This window comes from Nonomuraea gerenzanensis (genome assembly GCF_020215645.1).
GTDB classification, from domain to species: domain Bacteria; phylum Actinomycetota; class Actinomycetes; order Streptosporangiales; family Streptosporangiaceae; genus Nonomuraea; species Nonomuraea gerenzanensis.
On record NZ_CP084058.1, the window covers coordinates 7,108,955 to 7,131,202 of the forward strand.

Below are 22,248 nucleotides of genomic sequence, written 5' to 3' on the forward strand. Positions count from 1 at the left end.
CCCAACTGGATCGAGCCGGTCACCTGACCGGCACGGGCCGCCCGCCCCTCGGGACGGGCGGCCCGCTCACCTGCAGCACCCCCGCCTAGCCACGCTCCGCCCGCAGCTCCGCGCAGGTCTCGCGGAGGATGTCCAGCACCTCCTCGACCCGGTCCCGGTGCGTACGGTGGCTGACGACGCACACCCCGATCATGTACCGGCCACCGATCCGCGTGCTGGACAGCAGGGCGCGGCGGCGGGCCGTGACGCGGCGCAGCAGCTCGGCGTTGAAGGCGTCGGCGTCGCCGTGCTCCGGCACCCAGCGGAAGGCCACGGCGGTCAGGTCGGGCCGCCACGGCACCTCGAAGCCGTACTCGCGCAACCCCTCGTACGCCAGCTCGGCCAGGTCCAGCTTCTCGTCCAGCGCCTGGCGGAAGGCGGCGAGGCCGTGCAGCTTGATCGGCAGCCACAGCCGCAGGCCGCGCCACTCGCGGGTCAGCTCGGGCGAGTACTCGGTGAAGTTCGGGATGTCCGCCTCCTCGCCGAGGTCCTGGAGGTACTCGGCGCCCACGTGGTGGGCCTGGCGCAGCCGCACGCCGTCGCGTACCAGCAGCGCGCCGGTCCCGTACGGCAGGAACATGGCCTTGTGCGGGTCGATGGTGATCGAGTCGGCCAGCTCGATGCCGCGCAGCCGGGACCGGCCGCGCTCGGTGAGCTGGAACGGGCCGCCGTAGGCGGCGTCCACGTGGAACCAGGCCCCGGCGTCGCGGGCGGCGGCGGCCAGGTCGGCGAGCGGATCGACGGCCCCGGTGTTCGTCGTCCCCGCGCTGCCGATCACCAGGAAGGGCCGCAGCCCGGCCCGCCGGTCGGCCTCGATCGCCGCGGCCAGCGCGTGCGGGTCCATCGCCAGGTTGTCCCGCGCCGGCACCACGCGTACGTGCGCGCGCGGGATGCCCGCCAGCAGGGCCGCCTTGGCGCAGGAGGCGTGGGTCTGGTCGGTGACGTAGGCGGTCCCGTCGAGGAAGTCCTCGCCCAGCAGCGTCGTACGGGCGGTGACGATGGCCGAGAAGTTGGCCATCGAGCCGCCGGAGGTCAGAATGCCGCGCGCCTGGGCCGGATGGCCGAACAGGTCGCAGAGCCAGCGCACGGCCGTGGCCTCGATCTGGGCGCAGGCGGGTGCCAGCTGCCACACGGTGACGTACTTGTTCAGGGCCGCGACCAGGAAGTCGGCGAGCGCCGCCGTGTACAGGCCGCCGCCGGGCACGTACGCGAGATAGCCGGGCCCGGCGCTGATGGCACCGGAGCGGGCCGCCGCGGCCACGGTGTCCAGCAGGCCGGGTAACGCGCTGCCGTGCTCGGGCGCCGGCTCGCGCAGGGCGGCGGCGAGGGCGGCGGCGCCGTCGAGCTCGAAGGCCGGCAGCTCGGGCAGGTCGTCCAGGAACCGCTGCACCAGGGCCAGCACGGCCTCTGCCATCGCGCGGGTCTCGGCGGGGCCGGGTTCGAGTGGGTACTCCTTGGCATCGGACATGATGCGTATCCTGCCGCGATCCAGGACTACTGTGGGCGCACGGGTGAGCACTCCCTGCACCTCCCGTCGGGTGCGAGCGCCGGACGGGCGGGCGCCAGGTCACGCGCGGGCGCCGCCGTCCACCTTGAGCACCGCGCCTGTCACGTAGGAGGCGCGGTCGCTGAGCAGCCAGGCGGCGGCCTGCGCGATCTCCTCCGGGTCGGCGGTGCGCCGCAGCGGGATCCGCGGTGTGAGCCGCTCGACCAGCCCCGGCGAGTACGTCTCCCACGTACGGATCATCTCCGTCACCGTGCCACCGGGGGCGATCGCGTTCACCCTGATCCCCTCCGGGCCGTACGTCACGGCGGCCGACTCGGTGAGGCTGTTGAGCGCCCGCTTCATCGCCCCGTAGGCGGGCAGCTCGGGGTTGCCCGCCCAGCTGCCCACGCTGGAGTTGTTGACGATGGCCCCCGTGCCGGCGGTGGCCCGGATGGCGGCGATCTCGGCCGACATCGCCAGCCACGGCCCCCTGAGGTTGACGGCGTAGAGGTGGTCGAAGTCGGCCTGGCTCACCTGGTCGAGCGGGCCGGGCGGCGTGATGGCCGCCCCGTTGTTGAACGCCACGTCGAGCCGCCCGTACAGCTCCACGGCCCGATCGACGGCGGCGCGCACGGAGTCCGGGTCGGCCAGGTCGCACACCACGTAGGCGGCGGTGCCGCCGGCCGCGCGCACCTCCTCGGTCACCTCCTTGAGCTGCGCCTGCGTACGGGCCGCGAGCAGGACCTCGGCGCCCTCCCTGGCGAACAGCCGCGCCGCGGCGGCGCCGATGCCGCGCCCGGCGCCGGTGATGAAGGCGGCCTTGCCCGCCAGCAGGCCAGGGGACGTGTCGTTGCTGGAATGGGTGTTGTGCATGGCAACGAGCCTGTGGCAGCGGGCGGGGCGCATCCAGGTACAACCAGTACACCCCTGTCCTGCGCGAACTCGGGCAAGCTGGAGCCATGGACAAGCAAGAGCTGGCGGCCTTCCTGCGCAGCAGGCGGGAGCGGATCACCCCCGCCGACGTGGGGTTGCCCGCCGGGCCGCGCCGCCGTACGCCGGGGCTGCGCCGTGAGGAGGCGGCGCAGCTGGCGTTCATCTCGACCGAGTACTACACGCGCCTGGAGCAGGCCCGCGCGCCGCGCCCGTCGCACGAGGTGCTGGCCGGGCTGGCCCGCGCCCTGCGCCTGTCGGACGCCGAGCGCGACCACCTCCACCACCTGGCCGGCGCGCCGCCGCGACCAGCGCCGGGGCCCTCGCGCGAGGTCCGTCAGAGCATCCTCGACCTGCTGCGGCGGCTGCCGCAGGCCGCCGCGTTCGTGACGTCCGCGACGATGGAGGTGATCGCCTGGAACGACCTGGCGGCCGCTCTCATGGAGGACTTCTCCGCCCTGCCGCGGCGCGACCGCAACCTGGCGCGCCGCACCTTCCTCGGGCCGCACCCGCAGGGACGGCGGCTGTTCGGGGTGTCGGACGTCGACGAGTTCGCCCGCCGGTCGGCCAGCCACCTGCGTGCCGCCGCCGCCCGCTACCCCGACGACCCCGAGACGGCCGAGCTGGTGCGCGAGCTGCGCGAGGGCAGCGCGGAGTTCGCCCGGCTGTGGGACTCGCACGACGTGGCCGTCGCGCCCGTCATGATCAAGACGTTCCGGCATCCGCTGGTCGGTCCTGTCACCGTCAACTGCGACGCGCTCGACATCGCCGACCGGGACCAGCAGGTCGTCATCTACACCGCCGTGCCCGGCTCGCCGTCGGAGCAGGCGCTGCGCCTGCTGTCGGTGATCGGCACGCAGCGCATGGACGTGCCGACCTGAGCGCGGCCTCCGCGCATGGCCCGGTGGGTCAGCTCTCCGGCAGCCGCCCCACGTCGGACACCGGCCCGAGATGGCCGAGCTTGTCCGGGTTGGCCACCGAGTGGACCGCCTGGACCACCCCATCGACGACGTCGAGCCCGACCACGCTGGCCACCCGCCCCTCCGCGTCGTACATGACGGCGCCCGGCCGCCCGTTGACCCAGGCCGGCCGGTAGGAGACGCCGAGCTTCGCGACCCGGCGCAGCCCGGCGACGAGCAGCCGTGCGACGTGGTGCGCGTCGGTGGCCGGTCGCGCGATCGCCTGCGCCTTGCCGCCGCCGTCCCCGTGCAGCACCGCGTCCGGCGCGAGCATGCTGAGCAGCGCGTCCATGTCGCCGCCCGCGGCGGCGTCGAAGAACCTGCGGGCCAGTTCCTCGCCCCGCGCCCGCCGCGCGGGAGGCGGCGGGCTTCCGGGCGCCCGCCCGCCGGCGGCGACGCGTTGCCGGGCCCGGGCGAAGATCTGACGGCAGTTCACCTCGGTCTTGCCGGTGATCCGCGCCACGTCCTGGTAGTCGTAGCCGAACACCTCGCGCAGCATGAACACCGCCCGCTCCACCGGCGTCAGCGACTCCAGCAGCACGAGGAACGCCATCGACAGCGAGTCGGCCAGTTCGGCGTGCTCGGCCGGCCCCGGCGCGCCGGCGGGCACGACGACCGGCTCGGGCAGCCAGTCACCCACGTACGTCTCCCTCCGCACCCGCGCCGATCGCAGATGGTCGATGCCCAGCCTCGTGACCGCCGTCGCCAGGTACGCCTTCTGGTCGGCGATCGCCGTCCCCGCCTGGCGGGCTCTGGTCAGGCCGAGGAAGGCGTCCTGCACGATGTCCTCGGCGTCGCCCACGGACCCCGTCATCCCGTACGCGATCGAGAACAGCAGTGGCCGGTACGCGGCCGCCCCCGTCTCATCCGCCGTCCCGAGCATGCTCTTCCTCCTGTCGATCCGCGGCCTACCAGGCTATGGGGCCGAGGCGGTCGACGAAGAGGCCGGTCGGCCCGTCGGGGCCGAGCGTGGCCAGCCTGACGATCGAGTCGGTGCCCTCGGTGACCGTCAGCTCGCCGGTGTGGTTGTTCATGTCGGTGGCGGCGAACTTGCGGTTGGCGACCTCGCCGGGTGTGGCGAGGTTGAACTTGATGTCCGGCAGCGCCTGGGCGTACCGGAGGGTGACCATGTTGAGCGCCGTCTTGGACGAGGTGTAGGCGAGCTCGTGGAACTGCGAGGCGGCCTGCCGGGGATCGGTCACGACGGAGAAGGCGCCGACGGCGCTCGACACCATCACCACGCGCGGGTTCTCCGCCGCCTGCAACAACGGCAGGAAGGCGTTGGTGACCCTGATGGGGCCGTACACGTTGGTGTCGTAGACGGCGTGGATCTCCTCGGCCGTCGCCTGCGCGGGCGGGGTGCCCCGGCCCGGCGCGCCGGCGTTGTTGATCAGCACGTCCAGGCAGTCGGTGTGCTCGCGGACGAGCCGTACCGCGCCGGCCACCGACTCGTCCGAGGTCACGTCCAGCGGCACCATGACCACCGCGGAGCCCTCCGCGGCGAGCTTGGCGGCGGCCTCCCGCCCGCGGCCCTCGTCGCGCGAGCCGAGGAAGACCGTCCAGCCGAGCGCGCCGAGCCGCCTGGCCGCTTCGAGACCGAGCCCCTTGTTGCCTCCGGTGATCAGCACCGAGGTCTGTTCCTTGTTCGTCATGCCCTCTGAAGACGAGACCCCCTCCCTGCCTGTGACGCAATGTGAGCGACGTCACAGAATCACCGTGATGGAACACGCTTCCCTGAGCGGTGGCCGTGTAAGCGGTTCAACGTGCCGGCGTCCGGTGGCCTTCTGCTGCGATCATGAGAGACTGCGGGTGGCGACGGCCTGGAGGCGACGGTGCGCAGGAGAGTGCTGGCATTCTCAGGGGTGCTCGCGCTCGCGGGCGCCCTGGTCGCGGCGGTGGTGGCCGTCCGCGATGGCGGTGAGCGGCGGTTCCTCGGCTCGGCCGCGGAGATCGAGGTCTACGCTCGTGGTGTGGCGGAGGGCGATCGGCTCGGTCCTCGCAGCGTCGGCGGGATGGAGTTCGAGGAGATTCGCCGCGAGCGCGGGGTGGTCGTCTTCCAGCAAGGGGAGCGCGAGCACAGTCCCTACGGGTACGCCTGGAGCCCGCACGGTGACCCCGCCCGGCTCCTCGCGGACGTGGAGTGGTCGGCGGATCACCTCGATCACCGTTTCGAGCACCTGCAGGGCGCCTTCTACTCCTGGCGGGGCAGCCGCTGAGGGTCGGCGCTCAGGGCCTGCCGGCCGCGCGGCGGGTGAAGCCGCGGGTGGTGGGCACCAGGGCCGCGGCGGCCGGGGCGAGGAAGCACACCAGGGCGCATCCGGCCAGGACCGGTTGCGGGCCGAAGGCGTCCATGGCCGGGGCGAGGAAGGCGAGGCCGACGGGGGCCAGGCCGTAGGAGACGAGGAAGTCGAGTGAGGAGACGCGGGCGAGCAGGCGCGGCTCCACCTCGCGCTGGGTGGCGGTGAACCAGGGGACGTTGAACAGCTCGATGCCCAGCCCCGCCACCGCGTAGGCGGCGAACACGGCGGCCGGGTGTGCGGGGAGGAGGAGGCTGAGGGGGGCGAAGCCGTACAGGGCCAGGCCCGCCAGGGCGGTCCAGCCCTGGGCGCGGGGGTTCCAGCGGGCCACGAGCACCGCGCCGGCCAGCGCGCCGAGGGTGTAGGCGGTGAGTGCGGCGGCCAGGATCGCCTCGGTGCCGTAGCGGTCGCGGCTGATCAGCGGGAGTGCTACGCCGGTGGCCGAGTAGCCGGTGAAGATGACGGCGGCGAGGGCTGCCAGGCCGGCCAGGAACCACGGGTGCCGGCGGGCCTCTCGGATGCCCTCGCCGAACTCCTCCAGGAGCCTGATCCGCTCGGGCGCGGGAGCGAGCGCCGGTCCGGGCGCGGGCGCCGGTCCGGGTGCGGGCACGGGTGCCGGAGGGCCGCTGGGGGCCGGGAGTCCTCGGGGTGGGAGGAGGGCGGCGAGCAGCCACAGGAGGCCCGTGCCGACCAGCAGCATCCAGGTGTCCAGGACGACCGCCAGCAGCGCCGTGCCCGCCGGCGCGATCAGCGTGGTGACGCGTACGGCGAAGGTGATGGCGGCGTTGGCCTGCCGCCGCCGCCCGTCATCGACCACCTCGGCCGTGAGCGCCTGGAACGCGGGCCGGCACGCCCCCTGACCGGCCCCGACGACGGCCGCCGCCACCGCCATGAGCAGGACGGAGCCGCCCTCCCCCACCGCGACGTCCGGAGCGGAGAGCCCGGCCGCGACGCCCGAGGCAGCGTGCCCGGCTGCGACGGCCGAGGTGGCGAGCCCGGCCGCGATGGCCGGGGTGGCGACGGCGGCGGCCAGGCCCGCCCAGAGCACCACGCCCCGCCGCGAGTACCGATCGGCGAGCACCCCGCTGATCGGCACCGCGACGAGGAAGCCGACGGTGCGAGCGGCCAGCACGACGCCCAGCCCGGCCGCGCTGAGGGACCGGTCGAGAACGGCCAGCCCCAGCACGAAGGGCAGCGCCCAGGTGGCCAGCCCCGAGGCGGTGGTGCCGCACCACAACCGGACGAAGCTCCCGTCACGCAGGATCGACCGCGACCGGGCCGAGGCCGGAGCGCCTCGGCTCACGTCCCCAGCTCCCGCAGATAAGCCCCGAACCCCTCCAGCCCGTCGATGTTGCGCGGCCCGCTGATCCCCTCGTTGTAATCCATCACGTAGAACCGATCCTCGACCACAGCAGGCAGCTTGCTGGTCGTGGGGAACTCCTTCAAGAACTTGATCTTCTCGGCCGCGGGCTTGTCCCCGTAGTCCAGGATGATGATCACCTCCGGCTCGGCCTCCACCACGGCCTCCCAGGTGACCTCCCCCCACCGCGCGTCCAGCTCACCGAACACGTTCCGCCCGCCGGCGAACCGGATGATGTCGTTCGGCGGCACCTGGCTCCCGGCGGTGAACGGCTTGTCGGTGCCGGAGTCGTACAGGAAGACCGGCACAGGATCCCCCTGGGGTGCCTGCGCGCGGACCGCCTCGACGCGCTTGCGGTAGCCGTCGATCAAGGTCCGTGCCCTGTCCTCGACGCCGAAGATCTTGCCGAGGCGTTCGAGGTCGGTGTAGAGGGCTTCGAACGGGGTGACGCGCTCGGGGTAGCCGGGATAGTTGAAGCACGACTCGGTGTGCATGAAGCTCTGGATCTTCAGGCCGTCGAGGATGGCCGGGGTGATGCCGCGCTGGTCGCTGAAGCCTGAGCGCCAGCCGGCGACGACGAAGTCGGCCTTGGCGTCCACGACCAGCTCCCGGTTGAGCAGGTCGTCGCTGAGGAACGTGACCTTGGCGTACTCGCTCGCCCAGGGCGACTCCGTGACCGGCGGGTTGGCCGGCGGCATGACGTAGCCGTGGACGTGCTCGGTGAGCCCGAGGGCGAACAGCTTGTCCGCGCTGCCGCCCTCGTAGACGACCGCGCGCCGCGGCGTGGTGTAGGCGATGTCCTGTCCGCATCGCTTGACCGTCACCGTACGCGCGGCGGCGGCGGTGCCGCCCTCCACCTGCGCGCCGCAGCCGGCGAGCAGGAGCATGCCCGCCAGCAGCGCGGCGGAGGTACGTGTGTTCACGCGGGATTTCCTTCCATGGTCGTGGCGGTGCCCAGGTCGTAGAGCACCTGGGGGACTCCGGTGAGGGGATGGGGGACGACGCTGGCCTCGACGCCGAACACCTCGCGCAGCAGCCGGGAGGTCAGGACGTCGGCGGGCGGGCCGCAGGCGACGAGGGCTCCGTGGGAGAGCACGGCGAGCCGGTCGCAGGCGGAGGCGGCGAGGTTGAGGTCGTGCAGGGTGACGAGCACGCCCGGCCCCGCGTGCCTGAGCATCGACAGCAGCCGGATCTGGTGGTGCAGGTCGAGGTGGTTGGTCGGCTCGTCGAGCACCAGCACCCGCGGCTCCTGCACGAGCGCCCTGGCCACCAGGACCCGCTGGCGCTCTCCCCCGGACAGCGACAGCACGCCGCGCCCGGCCAGGTGCAGCACCTCCATCCGGGCCATCGCCTGGCGGCACAGCTCGCGTTCGCGGGCGCTGAGCGGCTGGTTGCCGCGCAGGTGCGGGGCGCGGCCGAGGCCGACGACCTCCTCGACCGTGAAGTCGAGGTCCGCGCGCCCCTCCTGGGTGAGGGCGGCGACCAGGCGGGCGCTGTCACGCAGCGGCATCGCCGCCAGATCCTGCCCGTCGATCCGGACGGCGCCGCCCGCCGGCCGCAACGCCCGGTACACGCACCGCAGGGCCGTCGTCTTGCCCGAGCCGTTGGGCCCGACCAGCCCCACCACCTGGCCCGGCTCGACGGCCAGCGTCAGCTCCTCGACGATCGGGGCGCCGCCGATGGACACCGACAGCTCGTCCAGCAGCAAGCGAGCCATCAGCGTCCCCCGAACAGGTAGCCCCGGCGGCGCAGCAGCACCACGAAGACCGGCACGCCCACCAGCGCGGTGATCACACCCAGCGGCAGCTCACGCGGCGCCACCAGCGTCCTGGCCACCAGGTCGGCCCACACCATGAAGATCGCCCCGGCGAGCGGCGCGACCGTGAGCACGCGGACGTGCGCCGCCCCCGTCCACAGCCGCACGAGGTGCGGCATGATCAGCCCGACGAACCCGATCGCGCCGCTGACCGCGACCATCGCCCCGGTCGCCAGGGACGTCAGCACGAACAGGCCGCGGCGCAGCCTGACGGTGTCGACGCCCAGGCTCGCCGAGGTCTCGTCGCCCAGGGCGAGCACGTCCAGGCTGCGGGCGAAGCGGCGCAGCAGCACGACGGTGGCGGCGGTGACGACCGCCACGACGGGCAGCGCCCCCAGGTCGCCGCGCCGAAGCCGCCCATCGACCAGAACAGCACGGTGCTCGTCGACTCGCCGTCGGGCACGAAGTACACGATCAGGCTCATCACCGCCTGGAAGCCGAACGCCATCGCCACCCCGGTCAGCACCAGCCGCAGCGGCGAGAGCCCGCCGGCGCCGCGCGAGGCCAGGTAGACCAGCGCGGAGACGAGCAGCGCCCCGAGGAACGCGCCGGCCGAGACCGCGTAGATCCCCAGCGCGGTGAGCGTGCCCGTGACGCCCACCAGCACCGCCCCGGCCGACGCCCCCGAGGACACGCCCAGCACGTACGGGTCGGCGAGCGCGTTGCGCACCATGGCCTGGATCGCCACGCCGACCACGCTGAGCCCGGCCCCCACCAGGACGGCGAGCAGCACGCGCGGTGTCCGCACCTGCCAGATGATCTGGTACGCCGTGACCTCCTCGGCCGTGATCGACCCGGCGGTCACGGCCGCCCACAGGAAACGCAGCGTCTCCCCCGGCGGCACGGCGGCGGCGCCCAGCCCGATCGCCAGCAGCACCGACACGGTGAGGACGGCCGCGAGCACGGCGACGACCAGCGGCATCACGAAGGCGGGGGGCGACTCGGGCAACGTTCTCAAGGACACTCCAGAAAACGAGAATCATTTTCGATGGAAGACCGTATCACCACAAACCGCCGCGATCTCCCCGTACGGCATGAAGACGGTTATCGTTTGCGTAGCGGATCAGGACGTCGGCAGGAGAAACACGTGCGAGGACGAGCCGCGACGATCGTGATGGCGCTCCTGGTGGCGGCCCTGTGGGGGTGCGGCGGCCAGGAGCCGGCCGGGGAGGGCGAGCGGCGGCTCACCCTGGCCGCCCCGCGCGACCTCGTCGCCGGCCCCGAGGACCCCTACTACGCTCACCAGACGTTACGGATCTGGGAGCCGCTGGTGACCGTGGACGACCGGTTGCGGCCCGTCCCGGCGCTGGCCGCGTCCTGGGCGGTGGCGGAGCAGGGGCGGCGGTGGACGTTCACGCTGCGCGAGGGGGTGCGGTTCAGTGACGGCACGCCGCTGACCGCCGAGTCGGTGGTGGCCAACGTGGAGCGATTCGTCCGGATCGCGCCCCGGCAGTCGGCCTTCTTCAGTCTCGACGCCGGGATGGAGGCCGCGTACGGCAAGCTGGACGACGTGCGGGCCGAGGGCGGCAAGGTGGTGTTCGAGCTGAAGGAGGGCGTGGCCGACCTGCCGGGCAGGCTGGCCGGCTTCTCCAGCATGGTGCAGTCGCCGAAGGCGTTCGCCGCCTCGGGGGGCTTCGCCGGCGAGCCGATCGGCACGGGGCCGTACACGCTGGCGAGCTGGACCAAGGGGCAGCAGGCCGTGCTCGCCGCGAACCCGCACTACCACGGCACGGCCCCCGCCTACGACACGATCGTGGTCAGGGTGATCCCGGACGCCAACGCGCGGGTCGCCGCGTTACGGGCCGGCGAGGTGGACGGGCTGATCGACAAGGGCGCGCTGCTGCCCGGCCAGGTCGCCGCGATCGCCGGTGACAGCGGCTTCCGGGTCGTGCGCAGCCCCTCGGTGCTGACGCACTACCTGACCTTCAACGCCTCCCGCGAGCCGTTCTCCGACCCCCGGCTGCGCGAGGCCGCCGACCTGGCCATCGACCGGCGGGCCATCGCGGGCACCCTGCTGGCCGGCACGGCCACGCCGGGCGCGGGCTTCCTGTCGCCGGTCTTCGGCGACCTCGCCGACCCCGGCATCACCGCCCCGTACGACCCGGGCAGGGCCCGCGCGCTCGTGGCCGAAGCGGGGCCGCCGGCGCAGCCCGTCACCATCCTCATCTCCTCGGCCGAGACCGGGCAGTTCCCCTACACCGACGTCGCCGAGGTGTTGCGCGCCGCGTTCGAGCAGGCGGGGCTGCCGGCCGAGGTGACCGTGGCCGAGGCCACCAAGGCCGTGATGGAGGCCGGCGACTACGACGTCTTCCTCAGCGCGTACAGCGTGCCGAACGGCGACGCCGACTACCTGTTCCGGCGGTTCCTGCGCTCCGACGCGTCCTGGAACGTGGAGCGCCGGCTCGGGTACCGCGACGCCGAGTTCGACGAGCTGGTGGACCGGGCGGCGGCGCGCACGGACCCGGCCGGGCGCCGCGAGCTGTACCACCGGATCCAGCGGCTGCTGGCGGCGGATCGGCCGATGGTCGCGCTGGCCTACCAGGACAACGCCATCGTGACGACCGCCAAGGTCGGCGGGGCGGCCCAGAGCGCGGCGTACGTGGTGGACCTGGGCAGGCTGGCGCCGGCGAAGTGACGGCCGTCGTCCTGCGGCGCGCCGCCGAGCTGCTGCTCGTGCTGCTGGTGCTGTCGGTGCTGGTCTTCCTGCTGACCTCGCTCGCGCCGGGCGACCCGGCCGAGGAGATCCTGCGGCGCGGCGGCGTCCAGCCGACGGCGGCCGGGGTGGCGGCGCTGCGCGCGGAGCTGGGGCTCGACCAGCCGCTGTTCACCCGCTACCTGCGGTGGCTGCTCGCCGCGCTGCGCGGTGACCTGGGCCGCTCCTACGTCGATCGGTCACCCGTGGCGGCCGGGATCCTGGCGCGGCTGCCGGCCACGCTAAGGCTGGCGGTCGCGGCGGCGGCGGTCGCGGCGGGGCTGGCGTTGCTGGTCGTGCTCAGGGCCGCGGTCCGGCCGCGGGCGCTCGACAGCCGGGTGCTGGCGTTCGTGACGGTGGCGATCGGGGGTGTGCCGCCCTACATCGTGGGGATCCTGCTGATCAGCGTGGTGGCGGTGGGGTGGCGGTTGCTGCCCACGAGCGGGGACACCGGCCCCGGCGCGGTGGTGCTGCCCGCGCTCACGCTCGGGCTCACCGGTGCCGCCACGCTGCTGCGGCTGCTGCGGGGCGATCTGGCGCGGGCCCTGCGGCTGCCGTTCGTCCGGCTCGCTGCCGCCAAGGGGCTGGGGCGGCGGCGGGCGGTCACCGTCCACGCCCTGCGTGTGGCGGCGCCGAACGCGGTCACGGCCGTCAGCCTGGTGCTGGTGGAGCTGGTGGCCGGGGCCGTGGTGGTGGAGACGTTGTTCGCCTGGCCCGGGGTGGGGCAGCTCGCCGTGGTGGCGATCAGGCAGCGGGATCTGCCTGTCGTGCAGGCGTACGTGCTGGTGGTGGCGGTGGCGACGATCCTGGTGCTGGCGCTGGCCGAGCTGTGCCTGTCGGCCCTGGACCCCCGGCTGCGCCGCCGATGACGCACCCGTTGCCGAAAGGCCGTGGGGGTGTTGTCACCCTCGGGCTGGTGGTCCTGTTCTGCCTGCTCACCCCCTTGCTGACCGGCCACGACCCGTACCGTCCCGACCTGACACGCGCCCTCCTGCCGCCCGGCCCCGGCCACTGGCTCGGCACCGACCAGCTCGGCCGCGACCTCCTCACCAGGACGGCCACGGCGGGCCGCACCTCCCTGCTGATCACGTTCGTCATCACCGCGCTCACCACGGCCCTCGGCACGATCGCCGGCGCCGTGGCGGGGCTGGCGGGCGGGATCCCCGACCGGCTGCTGCGCTTCGCGGCCACCGTGGCGCTCGCCCTGCCGGGCCTCACCCCGGCACTCGCGCTGGCAGGCGTGCTGCCGCCCGGGCAGCTCACCGTGCTGGCCGCGCTGGTGCCGCTCGGCTGGGTGAGCTGCGCTCTCGTCGCCCACACGACCACCCGCCGGGTGGCCTCCGCCGATCACGTGCTGGCCGTGCGGGCGATCGGCGCGTCGCCGTTCTACCTGCTGCGCCGCACCATCGGCCCGCATCTCGCGGGGCCGGTCCTGACCGTCGCCACCGCCGACTTCGCCCGTACGCTGGTCGCCGTCACCTCGCTCGGCTTCCTCGGCATCGGCCTGCCCCCGCCCGCCACCGACTGGGGCGGCATGGTGAGCGAGGCCACCGCGCTGCTGGTCACCGCGCCCCGGCTGGCGATCGTGCCCGCGCTCGCGCTCGCCGTCACGGGGCTGGCCGTCGCGCTCGTGGCCGACTCCCTGCACGCCACCAGGCGGACCTGAGGCCCTTCAGTCCAGACGCAGGCTGGACGGCGGCGGGTGCGGCAGCTCGCGCCCCGTATCGACGGTGATGCCGTCGATGGCCAGCTCCAGGTAACGGCGCCAGGCCTCCGGCTCGGCGGCGAGCAGCGGCTCGGCCGTGTGCTGGACGCCGCTCACCAGCAGGACGACGTCGATGCCGGTGATGCCGGGCCGGACCGCGCCCGCCTGCCGGGCGCGGGCGGTGAGCCGCTCCGCGACCTCGCACAGGCGATGGATGGCCTCGCGCACCTCCGCGTGCTGCAGGGACGGCCGCCCGACGGTCTCGCAGAACGCCCGGTCACCGACGAAGGTCTCCACGCAGACCGTCATGAACCGGCGCAGCGCCGGACCGGGGTCGCCGTCCGCGAGCAGCTCGTCCCCGGTGTCGGCGAGCCGGCCGAGGATGCCCAGCATGATCGCGGCGAGCAGCTCGTCCTTGGCGGCGAAGTGCCGGAAGACCGTGCCCTTCCCCACCCCGGCCCGCTGCGCGATCTCTCCGATGGACACCTCCACGCCGCGCTCGGCGAACAGCTCCGCCGCGGCGTCCAGCAGCAGCCGGCGGTTGCGCACCGCGTCGCTGCGCGACGAGGCGGCGGGCGTCGTCCCAGCCATGTCTCTCCCTCCCGCGATCAGTCTAGCGCAAGGTGACCAGCCGGTCCGTTTCATCCGTTACGCTGAAAGTGACCGACTGGTCCGCTAGTTCCGAGACACTTGGAGAGCCAACACATGAGCACCACGTTGCACGGCAAGGTCGCCCTCGTCACCGGCGCGTCCTCGGGCATCGGCGAGGCCACCGCGCTCGCCCTGTCCGCGGCGGGCGCCTCCGTCGCGGCCGGCGCCCGCCGCGCCGACCGGCTGAAGCTCCTGGCGGACCGGGCGCCGGGCGAGCTGCTCCCGCTCGACCTGGACGTGACGGACCAGGAGTCGGTACGTGCCGCCGTCGCGGCGACCGCCGAGCGCTTCGGCGGCCTGGACATCCTGGTGAACAACGCCGGGGTGATGCTCAGCGGCCCGATCGCGGGCGCGGACACCACGCAGTGGACCCGCATGGTCGAGACGAACCTGCTCGGCTCGATGTTCACGGTGCACGCGGCGCTGCCGTACCTGCTGGAGCGCAAGGGCACCGTCGTGCAGGTCTCTTCGACCTCCGGCCGGACCGCCTCGGCCTACGGCGCCGTCTACGCGGCGACGAAGTTCGGCGTCACCGCCTTCTCGGAGGCGCTGCGGCAGGAGGTCACCGCGCAGGGTGTCCGGGTCGTGGTCGTCGAGCCCGGCTTCGTCGCCACCGAGCTGGCCGACCACATCACCGATCCGTCGATCCGGGCGATGGCCCGGGAGATGGCCGAGTCCATGCGCAGCCTGCGGCCGGCGGACATCGCCGCCGCCGTCACGTACGCCGTCACCCAGCCGGCGCACGTGGCGGTCAACGAGCTGCTCATCCGCCCCACCGACCAGATCAGAGCCTGAGCATGATCTTCCTGCCCCCTCGCCGTCCTGGCTATTGTTGATCTCCACACGGCGGAGGGGGATCATCACTGATGGCTCAGGGCGGGGCCGGAGCGTCGCTGGGCAGCCGGTACGTGCTGCTCGACGAGATCGGCGGCGGCGCGATGGGGGCGGTCTGGCGGGCGCGGCAGCGCGACACCGGGGAGATCGTGGCGGTCAAGCTGCTGCGCGACGGCCTGGCCGGGGACAGCGACCTGGTCCTGCGGTTCGTGCAGGAGCGCAACGTGATGCGCGCCCTGCGCCACCCGCACATCGTCACCGTCCGCGACTTCGTCATCGAGGGAGAGCGTCTCGCGCTGGTCATGGACCTCGTCGAGGGCGGGGACCTGCGCGGGCTGCTCCGGCAGCGCGGCACTCTGCCTCCCGAGGAGGCGGCCCGGCTGATGGCCCAGGTCGCCGACGCGCTGGCGGCCGCGCACACCATCGGCGTCGTGCACCGGGACGTCAAGCCGGGCAACGTCCTGATCGACGGGGCCACCGGCCAGGCGCGGCTGACGGACTTCGGCGTGGCCCGCATCGTCCACGGCCCCGGCCTCACCCAGACCAGCGCGGTCATCGGCACCCCGGCCTACCTGGCTCCCGAGGTGGCCGACGGCGCCGCGGCGGGGCCGGCCGTGGACGTGTACGCCGTCGGGCTGATCCTGTACGAGCTGCTCGCGGGGCGGCCGCCGTTCGTCGGCGATCATCCGATGGCCCTGCTCCGCCAGCACGCCACGGCCACGCCGCGCCGGCTGCCCGGCATGCCCGACCCGTTGTGGGCGCTCATCCAGGCGTGCGCCGCCAAGGATCCGGCGGGGCGGCCCGGTGCGTACGCGGTGGCGGCGGCGTTGAGGGAGGCGGCCCCGTCGCTGGCCGGCCTGCCCGCCCTGCCCCCTGTCCCCCGGGACGAGGCCGTCTCCACCACCTCCGAGCCCCTCGCCGCCGCGAACCCGCCATCGCCCCCGCCGTCACCGCTCACCCCACCGCCGCACAACGGGGCGCCCATCCCGCCGCCGCACAGCCAGCCGCCCGCCCCACCGGCATCGAGCGCGCCACCGCACGACCAGCCGCACACCCTGCCGCCCGTGGCACCGTCCGGCGAGGACACCCAGACCTCGGCCAGGCGCGGCCGTTCGCGGCAGCGCCTGCTCATCGCCGCCTCCGCCACCGCCGCGCTGGCCGTCGCCGCCGCCGTGGCCGTAAGCGGTCCGTGGCGCACACCGGACGCAGGCGCGGCCCCCGCCCCGTCCACACCCCCGGCCGGCGAGGCGGCGAACCTGTCCGTCATCACGCCCACCCCCGCCACCACCACGCCGTCCGCCAAGCCGCTCGCGAAACGCAAGATCCCCCAGGAGCAGCCGACCACCGAGCCCCCGACCACCCCGCCACCCTCGACCACCCCGCCCACGCGCCGCGTCCGCACCCCCAAGCCGCGGCAGACCTCCCCTCAGGTGGACAAGCCGGTGGAGGAGGACGAAAAGCCGCCGTCGCAGGAGCCGGCGCCGTCCTGGCAGTGCCGCCCTTGGATCGCCACGGGCGGCGGAGCCGAGATGTCGCCCTGCATGGCCGTGGTGGGTGACACCCTGCACCTCAAGGGCCAGGTCAGAGGATCCGTACGATCCGACGTCCACGTGCAGCTCTACGACACCGACGCCGACAGGAACCTCTCCCAGCCGTTCCTCTGCACCGGCCTCACCCCGCCGGCCGGGGGCGGGGTCGCGACCTGCGGCCCGTTCGAGGTGACGGCCCCGCGTACCGGAGCCAAGACCGACGTGCGCCAGCGGTGGCGGGCGACGGGCGGCACGACCTGGGGCGGCGGCGCCGAGAGCCCGTGGGTGCGCTGGTGACCGGTCAGGCGGGAGGCAGGACGCGGCACAGCGCGTCGAGCGCGGCCCCGTAGCCGTGGTCGGGCGGGGTCGCGTAGCCGATCACCAGGCCGTCGCGGGCGGGCATGACGGCGGCCGGGTGGCGGTAGCCGGCGAGGCCCTCCAGCGCGATCGACTGCCGGGCCGCGGCCTTGACGACGGCGTGCTCGGTGCCGGGCGGCAGGTGCAGCACCGCGTGCAGCCCGGCGGCGATGCCGGTCGTGGTGAGGTGCGGCGCGCGGGCGGCGAGGGTGGCGACGAGGCGGTCGCGCCGGTCGCGGTACCGCTGGCGCATGCGGCGGAGGTGCCGGTCGTAGTGGCCGGAGTCGATGAAGTCGGCGAGCGTGAGCTGGTCCGTCACGCCCGTCCAGGCCTCCCGCTCGCCCTTGGCCGCCAGGACGGGGGCGAGCAGGTGCTCCGGCAGCACCATCCAGCCGAGGCGCAGCGCCGGTGAGATGCTCTTGCTGGTCGAGCCGAGGTAGACGACCCGCTCCGGGTCCAGGCCCTGGAGCGCGCCGACGGGCTCGCGGTCGTAGCGGAACTCGCCGTCGTAGTCGTCCTCCAGGATCAGCCCGCCGCCGGAGCGGGCCCAGGCCACCGCGGCCACGCGCCGCTCGGGGTGCAGGGGCCCGCCGGTCGGGAACTGGTGTGCCGGGGTGAGCAGCGCCGCCCTGACACCCTTGAGCCCGTCCAGCTCGGTGGTGCGGGCGCCGTGCTCGTCGAGCGTGAGCGGCACCGTACGGACGGAGGCCGCCGCCAGCACGGCGCGGTGGAAGGCGAGCCCGTAGGACTCCACGGCCAGCGGCCCGCGCAGCACCCTGCCGCCGAACAGCAGCCGCAGCGCGTGCGCGAAGCCGGCGCAGACCACGATCCGCTCCGGCGTGGTGCGCACGCCGCGGGCTCGCGCCAGGTACTCGGCCAGCGCCCGGCGCAGCTCGGGGCGGCCCTGCGGGTCGCCGGGGCCGAAGGCCTCGTTCGGGGCGGCGTTCAGCGCGCGGCGGGCGGCGGCCAGCCAGGCCGAGCGCGGGAACGAGGCGGCGTCGGGCCGGCCCTGCCGCAGGTCGTGGACGGGCGGGGACGGGCGCGGGGGAACCCTGCCCGGCGCGCGTGGCCGCCGGGCGGGCTCGGCGCGGGACGCCACCCGGGTGCCCGAGCCCTGCCGGGCCACCAGCCAGCCCTCGGCGACCAGCTCGGCGTAGGCGTCGGCGACGGTGTTGCGGGCCAGGCCGAGGTCGGCGGCGAGGGAGCGGTAGGGCGGCAGCCTGGTGCCCGCGGTCAGCCTGCCGTCCCGTACGGCTTCGCGCAGCGCGCGGGCCAGCGCGGCGCGCCGGCTGCCCCGGCCTGCCAGCTCCAGATGCAGATCGGCACCGAGCCGCTGCGCCACATTGACCCAGGAATCCGACACGAAAATGCACCCTATATCGGGTCTTTTCCGACCGTAGCGTTGGGTCCATGAACGCCATGAACGCTATGAACACCTTGCGCACCGCCGTCCGAGGCCCCGTTCTGCTGCCCGGCGACCCCGGCTTCGACACGGCCCACCGCCCCTGGAACCTGGCCGTCGAGCAACCCGTGGCGGCCGTGGTGGAGGCGGCCGACGCCGACGACGTGGCCGCACTCGTCCGTTTCGCCCGCGCGGCGGGGCTGAGCGTCGCCGTGCAGCCGAACGGGCACGGCGCGTCCGGCAGCGCCGCGGGCACGATCCTGCTGCGTACGGGCCGGTTGCAGACCTTGGAGCTCGACCCGGCGGCGCGCCGGGCGCGGGTCGGCGCGGGGGTGCGGTCGGGACAGCTGCAGGCCGCCGCCGCCCCGCACGGCCTGACGGGGCTGCCCGGCAGCTCCCCCGTCGTCAGCGTGGCGGGGGTGGCGCTCGGGGGCGGGCTGAGCTGGTTCGGCCGGGCGCACGGGTGGGTGGCGGACGCGGTCGCCGCGTTCGACGTCGTGGACGCCGAAGGGCGGCAGCGGCACGTCACCGCGGGCTCCGACCCCGACCTGTTCTGGGCGCTGCGCGGCGGGGGCGGCGACTTCGCCGTCGTCACCGCGCTGGAGCTGGCGCTGTTCCCGGCGCCGCGCCTGTTCGGCGGCCGGGTCCTGTGGTCGGGCGAGCACGCCGGCGAGGTCATGGACGCCTACCGCCGGATCACCGCCACCGCGCCCGAGGAGCTGACGGTCTGGCTGGACCTGCTGCACTTCCCCGGCTCCGCCCCCATGGTCGCCGTGGACGCCACGTACCTCGGCGAGCAGGACGCGGCCCGCGACCTGCTGGCGCCGCTGGACCGCCTGGCCCCGCCGCTGTCCGACAGCCGGCGGGTCATGGCCGTCTCCGAGCTGGGCGGCATCACCGCCGAGCCCACCGACCCCGGCCCCGGCCTCTCGCGCGCCGAGCTGCTGACCGGGCTGGACGACGCGGCGGCCAAGGCCCTGCTCGCCGAGCCGATCGCGCCGCTGCTCAGCGTGCAGGTCCGGCACCTCGGCGGCGCGTTCGCCCGGCCGTCGGACACGCCGCAGGGGCCGTTGACCGAGCCCTACGCGCTCTACCTGTTCGGCATCCCCGCCGATCCGGCCGCCGCGAAGGCCGTGGCCGCCAAGCAGCGCGATCTCGCCGGGGTCCTGCCGGTCAGCGGGCGCAAGCCGTTCACCTTCCTCAACCCCGCCGAGACGGCGGCGGACGCCTTCACCCCGGCGGCCCTGGCTCGGCTGCGCGCCGTCAAGCACCGCCACGACCCGCACGGCGTCTTCCGCGCCAACTTCCCCGTCGGCGGCTGACGTTCCGGTCAGGGCTTGCGCGCGAAGACGATGGCTCCGGGGGCGCGCTCGTCGAGGTCGAGCAGCAGCTGGGCCTCGACCGTGAACCCGGCGTCACGCAACCGGTCCGCCACCTGATCGGGGGTGCGGCGGTGGATGTACACCTTCATGGGATGCCCGCCGTACCCGCGCGTCTTCAGGTGCGACTCGTCGCCGGCGTGGAAGCCGACCAGCAGCGGCCCGCCGGGCCGCAGCACCCTGCGGAAGTGGCCGAACACGCCGGGAATCGCGTCGTCGGGGACGTGGATCAGCGACCAGAACGCTAGCAGGGCACCCACCGAGGCGTCGGGCAGGTCGAGGTCGGTCATCGAGCCCACCTCGAACCGCAGATGGGGATGGTCGCGCCGGGCCACGTCGATCATGGCCGGGGAGAGGTCGAGGCCGAAGGCGTCCACGCCCAGCTCGTGCAGGTGCGCCGTGACGTGCCCCGGTCCGCAGCCCACGTCCGCCACCGGTCCGCCGCCGGCGGCGCGTACCAGGTCGGCGAACAGGGCCAGGGCCGCGCGCAGGTAAGGGCGCTCGCCGAGCGCGTCGCGCAGTTGGTCGGCGTAGCTGACGGCGACCGTGTCGTAGGAGGCGCGGGTGTCCTCCAGCCAGTTGTCCGCGTTCATGGGCCGACACCCTAGTACCGACGTGATCGGGAACGGCCATGATGAGGCGTGGCCGCGACCGGGAATGTCGGTGGCCGCTGCCATACTGCGGCACATGTCGATGGAGACGGTCGTGCTCACCGGCGCTGCGGGCAGCGTCGGTTCCGTGCTGCGTGAGCCGCTGCGGCGCCGGCTGCGCCGGTTGATCTCGGTCGACCGGGCACCGCTGACCGCCGGTGGGCCGGGCGAGGAGGTCCGGCAGGCCGAGCTGGGCGGCGTCGAGGACGTCCGGCCGCTCGTCGAGGGCGCCGACGCGATCGTGCACCTGGCCGGGGTGCCCGACGAGGCGCCGCTCGCCGACCTCCTGGAGGGCAATGTCCTGGGCACCCACCACGTGCTGGAGGCGGCCAGGCTCGCCGGGGTCGGGCGCGTGGTGCTGGCCAGCAGCAACCGGCTGACCGGCTGCTACCCGGCCGCGCAGCCGGTCTCGGCGGAGATGCCGCCGCGGCCCGACGGCGTGTACGGCGTCAGCAAGGTCGCCGTGGAAGCGCTGGGGCGGCTGTACGCCGACAAGTTCGGCCTGGAGGTGGTGTGCCTGCGCATCGGCAGCCTGGAGCCCGAGCCGAGCGAGCCCCGGCATCTGGCCACCTGGCTGAGCCCGCGCGACTGCGCCGGGTTCGTCTGGGCGGCGCTGACCCGGCCTGGCCTCGGCTTCACGGCTGCGTACGCGGTGTCGGCCAACACCCGCCGGTTCTGGGAGCTCGACGACGACCTCGGCTATCGGCCCCTCGACGACGCGGAGACCTACGCCGGCCGCGTCCCCGGCGCCGCGGAGTTCTTCTCCGACGGCCAGTTGCAGGGCGGTCTCTATGCCGGCGCCGACTACACCCTGCGGCACGCCTTGGGCGGCACGCCGTCCTGATCGCAGCGGTTCGGCTCGGACCGTCCACGGCATGGCGATCGCCGCCCCGGCGACCGCGCACCGTCCCGCGGGCGGCGCGCGGGCGGCGCGGGGACGCAGGCGGCGCGGGGGCGCAGGCGGCGCGCGGACGTGTGGGCGGCGAGGCATCCGGCGTCCCGCCTGACCTCCGCGCGCCCACGCACGTGCGAATGGCCGCAGACGTGCGAATGGCTCGCGCACGAACGGGCGGCGGAGGCGTACGGACTGCTGCCCGACCCCAGCGCGGGCGTCGGCGGGCTGCGGCGTAATCTGTCGTGGTCCTCTTGATCCCAGGTCCGAAGGAGGCCGCTGTGGACGACGTCAGGAGCCGGCATCGGATGCTCGCGGTGCTGACGCGCCGGGCGGCCGAGGGAAGCCGGCCCGGCGAGCGGACCGACGGCCACCGGGTGGCGCTGGCCATCGAGGGCGGCGGGATGCGCGGCACCGTGTCGGCAGGCATGGCGCTGGCGATCCAGCAGCTCGGCCTGCTGCCGCTGTTCGACGCCGTCTACGGCGCCTCCGCGGGGGCGATCTCGGGGGCGTGGCTGCTGAGCGCCCGCCCCGAAGGGCTGCGCGGCTGGACCGACCCGGTGTTCGCCAAGGCGCTGATCCGCCGCGGCAACGTACTGCGCGCTCGTCCCGTCGTGGACGTGCGGGGCCTGATCGAGACGGTCTACGTCCGCGAGTTCCCGCTCGACTTCGCCTCGGTGCTGGCCGCGCCGATCGAGTTCCATCCGCTCGCCACCGACGTGCTGACGGGCGAGGCGGTGGACCTGCACGCGGCGCTGACCGACGAGCGGGCCCTGCAGCTGGCTCTGCGGGCGAGCGCCGCGCTGCCGCTGCTGGCCGGGCCGCCCGTGGCGTTCGGTGACCGGCTGCTGTACGACGCGGGCGTGGCCGAGTCGATCCCCTTCCGCCAGGCGCTGCGCGACGGCGCCACCCATGTGCTCGTCCTGCGCTCACGCCGCCTCGTGGACAGTGCCTCCCCGCGTACGTCCCCGTCGTGGGGCGCGCGGCTCGTCACCGGCGTCGGCCTGCGCCGGCACAGCGCGGCACTGCGGACGGCGTTCCTGTCGCGGGACGCCAGGCTGGCCGCCGACGACCGCCTCCTGGCCGAGCACGATCTCGACGGGCCGTCCCTGAGCGACGGTCCCGCCGTCCTGTCCATCCGCCCGCCGGACACCTCGCCGGCCATCAGCCGTCTGGAGAGTGACGCGGCGCTGCTGCGGACGGCCTTCGAGGTGGGTCACACCGCCGCGACGGCGGTGCTCAAGGGCGTTTCCGTCTCTTGAGGCAGGCG

The 22,248-nt window shown here is 74.5% G+C and carries 20 protein-coding genes and 1 pseudogene; 10 read left to right on the plus strand and 11 right to left on the minus strand.

Annotated features, from left to right (window positions below; genetic code table 11):
- Positions 1-85 precede the first annotated feature (85 nt).
- Both LCN96_RS33205 and LCN96_RS33210 read right to left on the minus strand, forming a co-directional pair.
- Positions 86-1,507: a pyridoxal phosphate-dependent decarboxylase family protein gene (locus LCN96_RS33205; protein ID WP_225266374.1), complete on the minus strand. Its 1,422-nt coding sequence runs from the start codon at positions 1,505-1,507 to the stop codon at positions 86-88.
- Between the two features lie 99 nt (positions 1,508-1,606).
- Positions 1,607-2,398 (minus strand): SDR family NAD(P)-dependent oxidoreductase, encoded by a 792-nt coding sequence (locus tag LCN96_RS33210; protein WP_225266375.1) that lies wholly within the window; start codon positions 2,396-2,398, stop codon positions 1,607-1,609.
- An 86-nt stretch (positions 2,399-2,484) separates the two neighbouring features.
- Here LCN96_RS33210 and LCN96_RS33215 point away from each other — a divergent pair, with 86 nt between their 5' ends.
- Complete coding sequence (locus LCN96_RS33215) at positions 2,485-3,336, plus strand: helix-turn-helix transcriptional regulator (RefSeq protein WP_225266376.1); 852 nt, start codon at positions 2,485-2,487, stop codon at positions 3,334-3,336.
- A 28-nt stretch (positions 3,337-3,364) separates the two neighbouring features.
- On the opposite strand, the gene LCN96_RS33220 is transcribed toward LCN96_RS33215, so the two are convergent.
- Together LCN96_RS33220 and LCN96_RS33225 are read right to left on the minus strand one after the other, a co-directional pair.
- Entirely contained in the window at positions 3,365-4,297 is a 933-nt protein-coding gene (locus LCN96_RS33220; RefSeq protein WP_225266377.1) for an RNA polymerase sigma-70 factor, read from the minus strand.
- A gap of 25 nt (positions 4,298-4,322) precedes the next feature.
- The gene (locus LCN96_RS33225; protein ID WP_225266378.1) at positions 4,323-5,066 is read right to left on the minus strand and encodes an SDR family NAD(P)-dependent oxidoreductase; all 744 of its coding nucleotides are present in this window, start codon (positions 5,064-5,066) and stop codon (positions 4,323-4,325) included.
- A gap of 192 nt (positions 5,067-5,258) precedes the next feature.
- On the opposite strand from LCN96_RS33225, the gene LCN96_RS33230 reads away from it, so the two are divergent.
- Positions 5,259-5,630: a hypothetical protein gene (locus LCN96_RS33230; RefSeq protein ID WP_225266379.1), complete on the plus strand. Its 372-nt coding sequence runs from the start codon at positions 5,259-5,261 to the stop codon at positions 5,628-5,630.
- A gap of 10 nt (positions 5,631-5,640) precedes the next feature.
- On the opposite strand, the gene LCN96_RS33235 is transcribed toward LCN96_RS33230, so the two are convergent.
- From LCN96_RS33235 to LCN96_RS33250, 4 genes and pseudogenes are all read right to left on the minus strand, one after another.
- Positions 5,641-7,014 carry an MFS transporter gene (locus tag LCN96_RS33235; RefSeq protein WP_225266380.1) on the minus strand — a complete coding sequence of 458 codons (1,374 nt, stop codon included), beginning with the start codon at positions 7,012-7,014 and terminating at the stop codon, positions 5,641-5,643.
- Positions 7,011-7,958, minus strand: coding sequence for an ABC transporter substrate-binding protein (locus LCN96_RS33240; protein WP_225276111.1), 948 nt, complete (start codon positions 7,956-7,958; stop codon positions 7,011-7,013). The genes LCN96_RS33235 and LCN96_RS33240 overlap by 4 nt, the downstream gene beginning before the upstream one ends.
- 32 nt (positions 7,959-7,990) lie before the next feature.
- Positions 7,991-8,788 (minus strand): ABC transporter ATP-binding protein, encoded by a 798-nt coding sequence (locus LCN96_RS33245; protein ID WP_225266381.1) that lies wholly within the window; start codon positions 8,786-8,788, stop codon positions 7,991-7,993.
- A pseudogene (locus LCN96_RS33250) lies at positions 8,788-9,809 on the minus strand (FecCD family ABC transporter permease). The gene LCN96_RS33245 and the pseudogene LCN96_RS33250 overlap by 1 nt, the downstream one beginning before the upstream one ends.
- Before the next feature lie 165 nt (positions 9,810-9,974).
- Between LCN96_RS33250 and LCN96_RS33255 the strand changes: the two are divergent.
- Genes LCN96_RS33255 through LCN96_RS33265 form a run of 3 tightly spaced genes read left to right on the plus strand, consistent with a single transcriptional unit; the run spans position 9,975 to position 13,245 of the window.
- Positions 9,975-11,522, plus strand: a complete 1,548-nt coding sequence (locus tag LCN96_RS33255) for an ABC transporter substrate-binding protein (RefSeq protein ID WP_225266382.1) — start codon at positions 9,975-9,977, stop codon at positions 11,520-11,522.
- Positions 11,519-12,448, plus strand: coding sequence for an ABC transporter permease (locus tag LCN96_RS33260; RefSeq protein WP_225266383.1), 930 nt, complete (start codon positions 11,519-11,521; stop codon positions 12,446-12,448). The genes LCN96_RS33255 and LCN96_RS33260 overlap by 4 nt, the downstream gene beginning before the upstream one ends.
- Before the next feature lie 47 nt (positions 12,449-12,495).
- Positions 12,496-13,245, plus strand: coding sequence for an ABC transporter permease (locus LCN96_RS33265; RefSeq protein ID WP_225266384.1), 750 nt, complete (start codon positions 12,496-12,498; stop codon positions 13,243-13,245).
- Between the two features lie 6 nt (positions 13,246-13,251).
- Here LCN96_RS33265 and LCN96_RS33270 read toward each other — a convergent pair whose 3' ends face one another.
- Complete coding sequence (locus tag LCN96_RS33270; RefSeq protein ID WP_225266385.1) at positions 13,252-13,875, minus strand: TetR/AcrR family transcriptional regulator; 624 nt, start codon at positions 13,873-13,875, stop codon at positions 13,252-13,254.
- A gap of 114 nt (positions 13,876-13,989) precedes the next feature.
- On the opposite strand from LCN96_RS33270, the gene LCN96_RS33275 reads away from it, so the two are divergent.
- Positions 13,990-14,730: an SDR family NAD(P)-dependent oxidoreductase gene (locus LCN96_RS33275; RefSeq protein WP_225266386.1), complete on the plus strand. Its 741-nt coding sequence runs from the start codon at positions 13,990-13,992 to the stop codon at positions 14,728-14,730.
- 71 nt (positions 14,731-14,801) lie between these two features.
- Complete coding sequence (locus LCN96_RS33280) at positions 14,802-16,595, plus strand: serine/threonine-protein kinase (protein ID WP_225266387.1); 1,794 nt, start codon at positions 14,802-14,804, stop codon at positions 16,593-16,595.
- A 4-nt stretch (positions 16,596-16,599) separates the two neighbouring features.
- Here LCN96_RS33280 and pdxR read toward each other — a convergent pair whose 3' ends face one another.
- The gene (pdxR, locus tag LCN96_RS33285; protein WP_225266388.1) at positions 16,600-18,018 is read right to left on the minus strand and encodes a MocR-like pyridoxine biosynthesis transcription factor PdxR; all 1,419 of its coding nucleotides are present in this window, start codon (positions 18,016-18,018) and stop codon (positions 16,600-16,602) included.
- A gap of 47 nt (positions 18,019-18,065) precedes the next feature.
- On the opposite strand from pdxR, the gene LCN96_RS33290 reads away from it, so the two are divergent.
- The gene (locus LCN96_RS33290; protein ID WP_318528320.1) at positions 18,066-19,379 is read left to right on the plus strand and encodes an FAD-binding oxidoreductase; all 1,314 of its coding nucleotides are present in this window, start codon (positions 18,066-18,068) and stop codon (positions 19,377-19,379) included.
- 8 nt (positions 19,380-19,387) lie between these two features.
- Here the strand turns inward: LCN96_RS33290 and LCN96_RS33295 are convergent, their stop codons facing one another.
- On the minus strand, positions 19,388-20,029 hold the full coding sequence (locus LCN96_RS33295) for a class I SAM-dependent DNA methyltransferase (RefSeq protein ID WP_225266389.1): 642 nt from the start codon (positions 20,027-20,029) through the stop codon (positions 19,388-19,390).
- 94 nt (positions 20,030-20,123) lie between these two features.
- Here LCN96_RS33295 and LCN96_RS33300 point away from each other — a divergent pair, with 94 nt between their 5' ends.
- Positions 20,124-20,930, plus strand: a complete 807-nt coding sequence (locus tag LCN96_RS33300) for an NAD-dependent epimerase/dehydratase family protein (protein ID WP_225266390.1) — start codon at positions 20,124-20,126, stop codon at positions 20,928-20,930.
- Between the two features lie 329 nt (positions 20,931-21,259).
- Positions 21,260-22,240: a patatin-like phospholipase family protein gene (locus tag LCN96_RS33305; RefSeq protein WP_225266391.1), complete on the plus strand. Its 981-nt coding sequence runs from the start codon at positions 21,260-21,262 to the stop codon at positions 22,238-22,240.
- Positions 22,241-22,248: the final 8 nt, after the last annotated feature.

What these genes read in the sequence shown, in the direction of transcription:
- LCN96_RS33205 (WP_225266374.1), bottom strand. Translation starts at nt 1,507, where the DNA reads ATGTCCGATGCCAAGGAGTACCCACTCGAACCCGGCCCCGCCGAGACC.
- LCN96_RS33210 (WP_225266375.1), bottom strand. Translation starts at nt 2,398, where the DNA reads ATGCACAACACCCATTCCAGCAACGACACGTCCCCTGGCCTGCTGGCG.
- LCN96_RS33215 (WP_225266376.1), top strand. Translation starts at nt 2,485, where the DNA reads ATGGACAAGCAAGAGCTGGCGGCCTTCCTGCGCAGCAGGCGGGAGCGG.
- LCN96_RS33220 (WP_225266377.1), bottom strand. Translation starts at nt 4,297, where the DNA reads ATGCTCGGGACGGCGGATGAGACGGGGGCGGCCGCGTACCGGCCACTG.
- LCN96_RS33225 (WP_225266378.1), bottom strand. Translation starts at nt 5,066, where the DNA reads ATGACGAACAAGGAACAGACCTCGGTGCTGATCACCGGAGGCAACAAG.
- LCN96_RS33240 (WP_225276111.1), bottom strand. Translation starts at nt 7,958, where the DNA reads ATGCTCCTGCTCGCCGGCTGCGGCGCGCAGGTGGAGGGCGGCACCGCC.
- LCN96_RS33245 (WP_225266381.1), bottom strand. Translation starts at nt 8,788, where the DNA reads ATGGCTCGCTTGCTGCTGGACGAGCTGTCGGTGTCCATCGGCGGCGCC.
- LCN96_RS33270 (WP_225266385.1), bottom strand. Translation starts at nt 13,875, where the DNA reads ATGGCTGGGACGACGCCCGCCGCCTCGTCGCGCAGCGACGCGGTGCGC.
- LCN96_RS33275 (WP_225266386.1), top strand. Translation starts at nt 13,990, where the DNA reads ATGAGCACCACGTTGCACGGCAAGGTCGCCCTCGTCACCGGCGCGTCC.
- LCN96_RS33280 (WP_225266387.1), top strand. Translation starts at nt 14,802, where the DNA reads ATGGCTCAGGGCGGGGCCGGAGCGTCGCTGGGCAGCCGGTACGTGCTG.
- LCN96_RS33290 (WP_318528320.1), top strand. Translation starts at nt 18,066, where the DNA reads ATGAACGCCATGAACGCTATGAACACCTTGCGCACCGCCGTCCGAGGC.
- LCN96_RS33295 (WP_225266389.1), bottom strand. Translation starts at nt 20,029, where the DNA reads ATGAACGCGGACAACTGGCTGGAGGACACCCGCGCCTCCTACGACACG.
- LCN96_RS33300 (WP_225266390.1), top strand. Translation starts at nt 20,124, where the DNA reads ATGTCGATGGAGACGGTCGTGCTCACCGGCGCTGCGGGCAGCGTCGGT.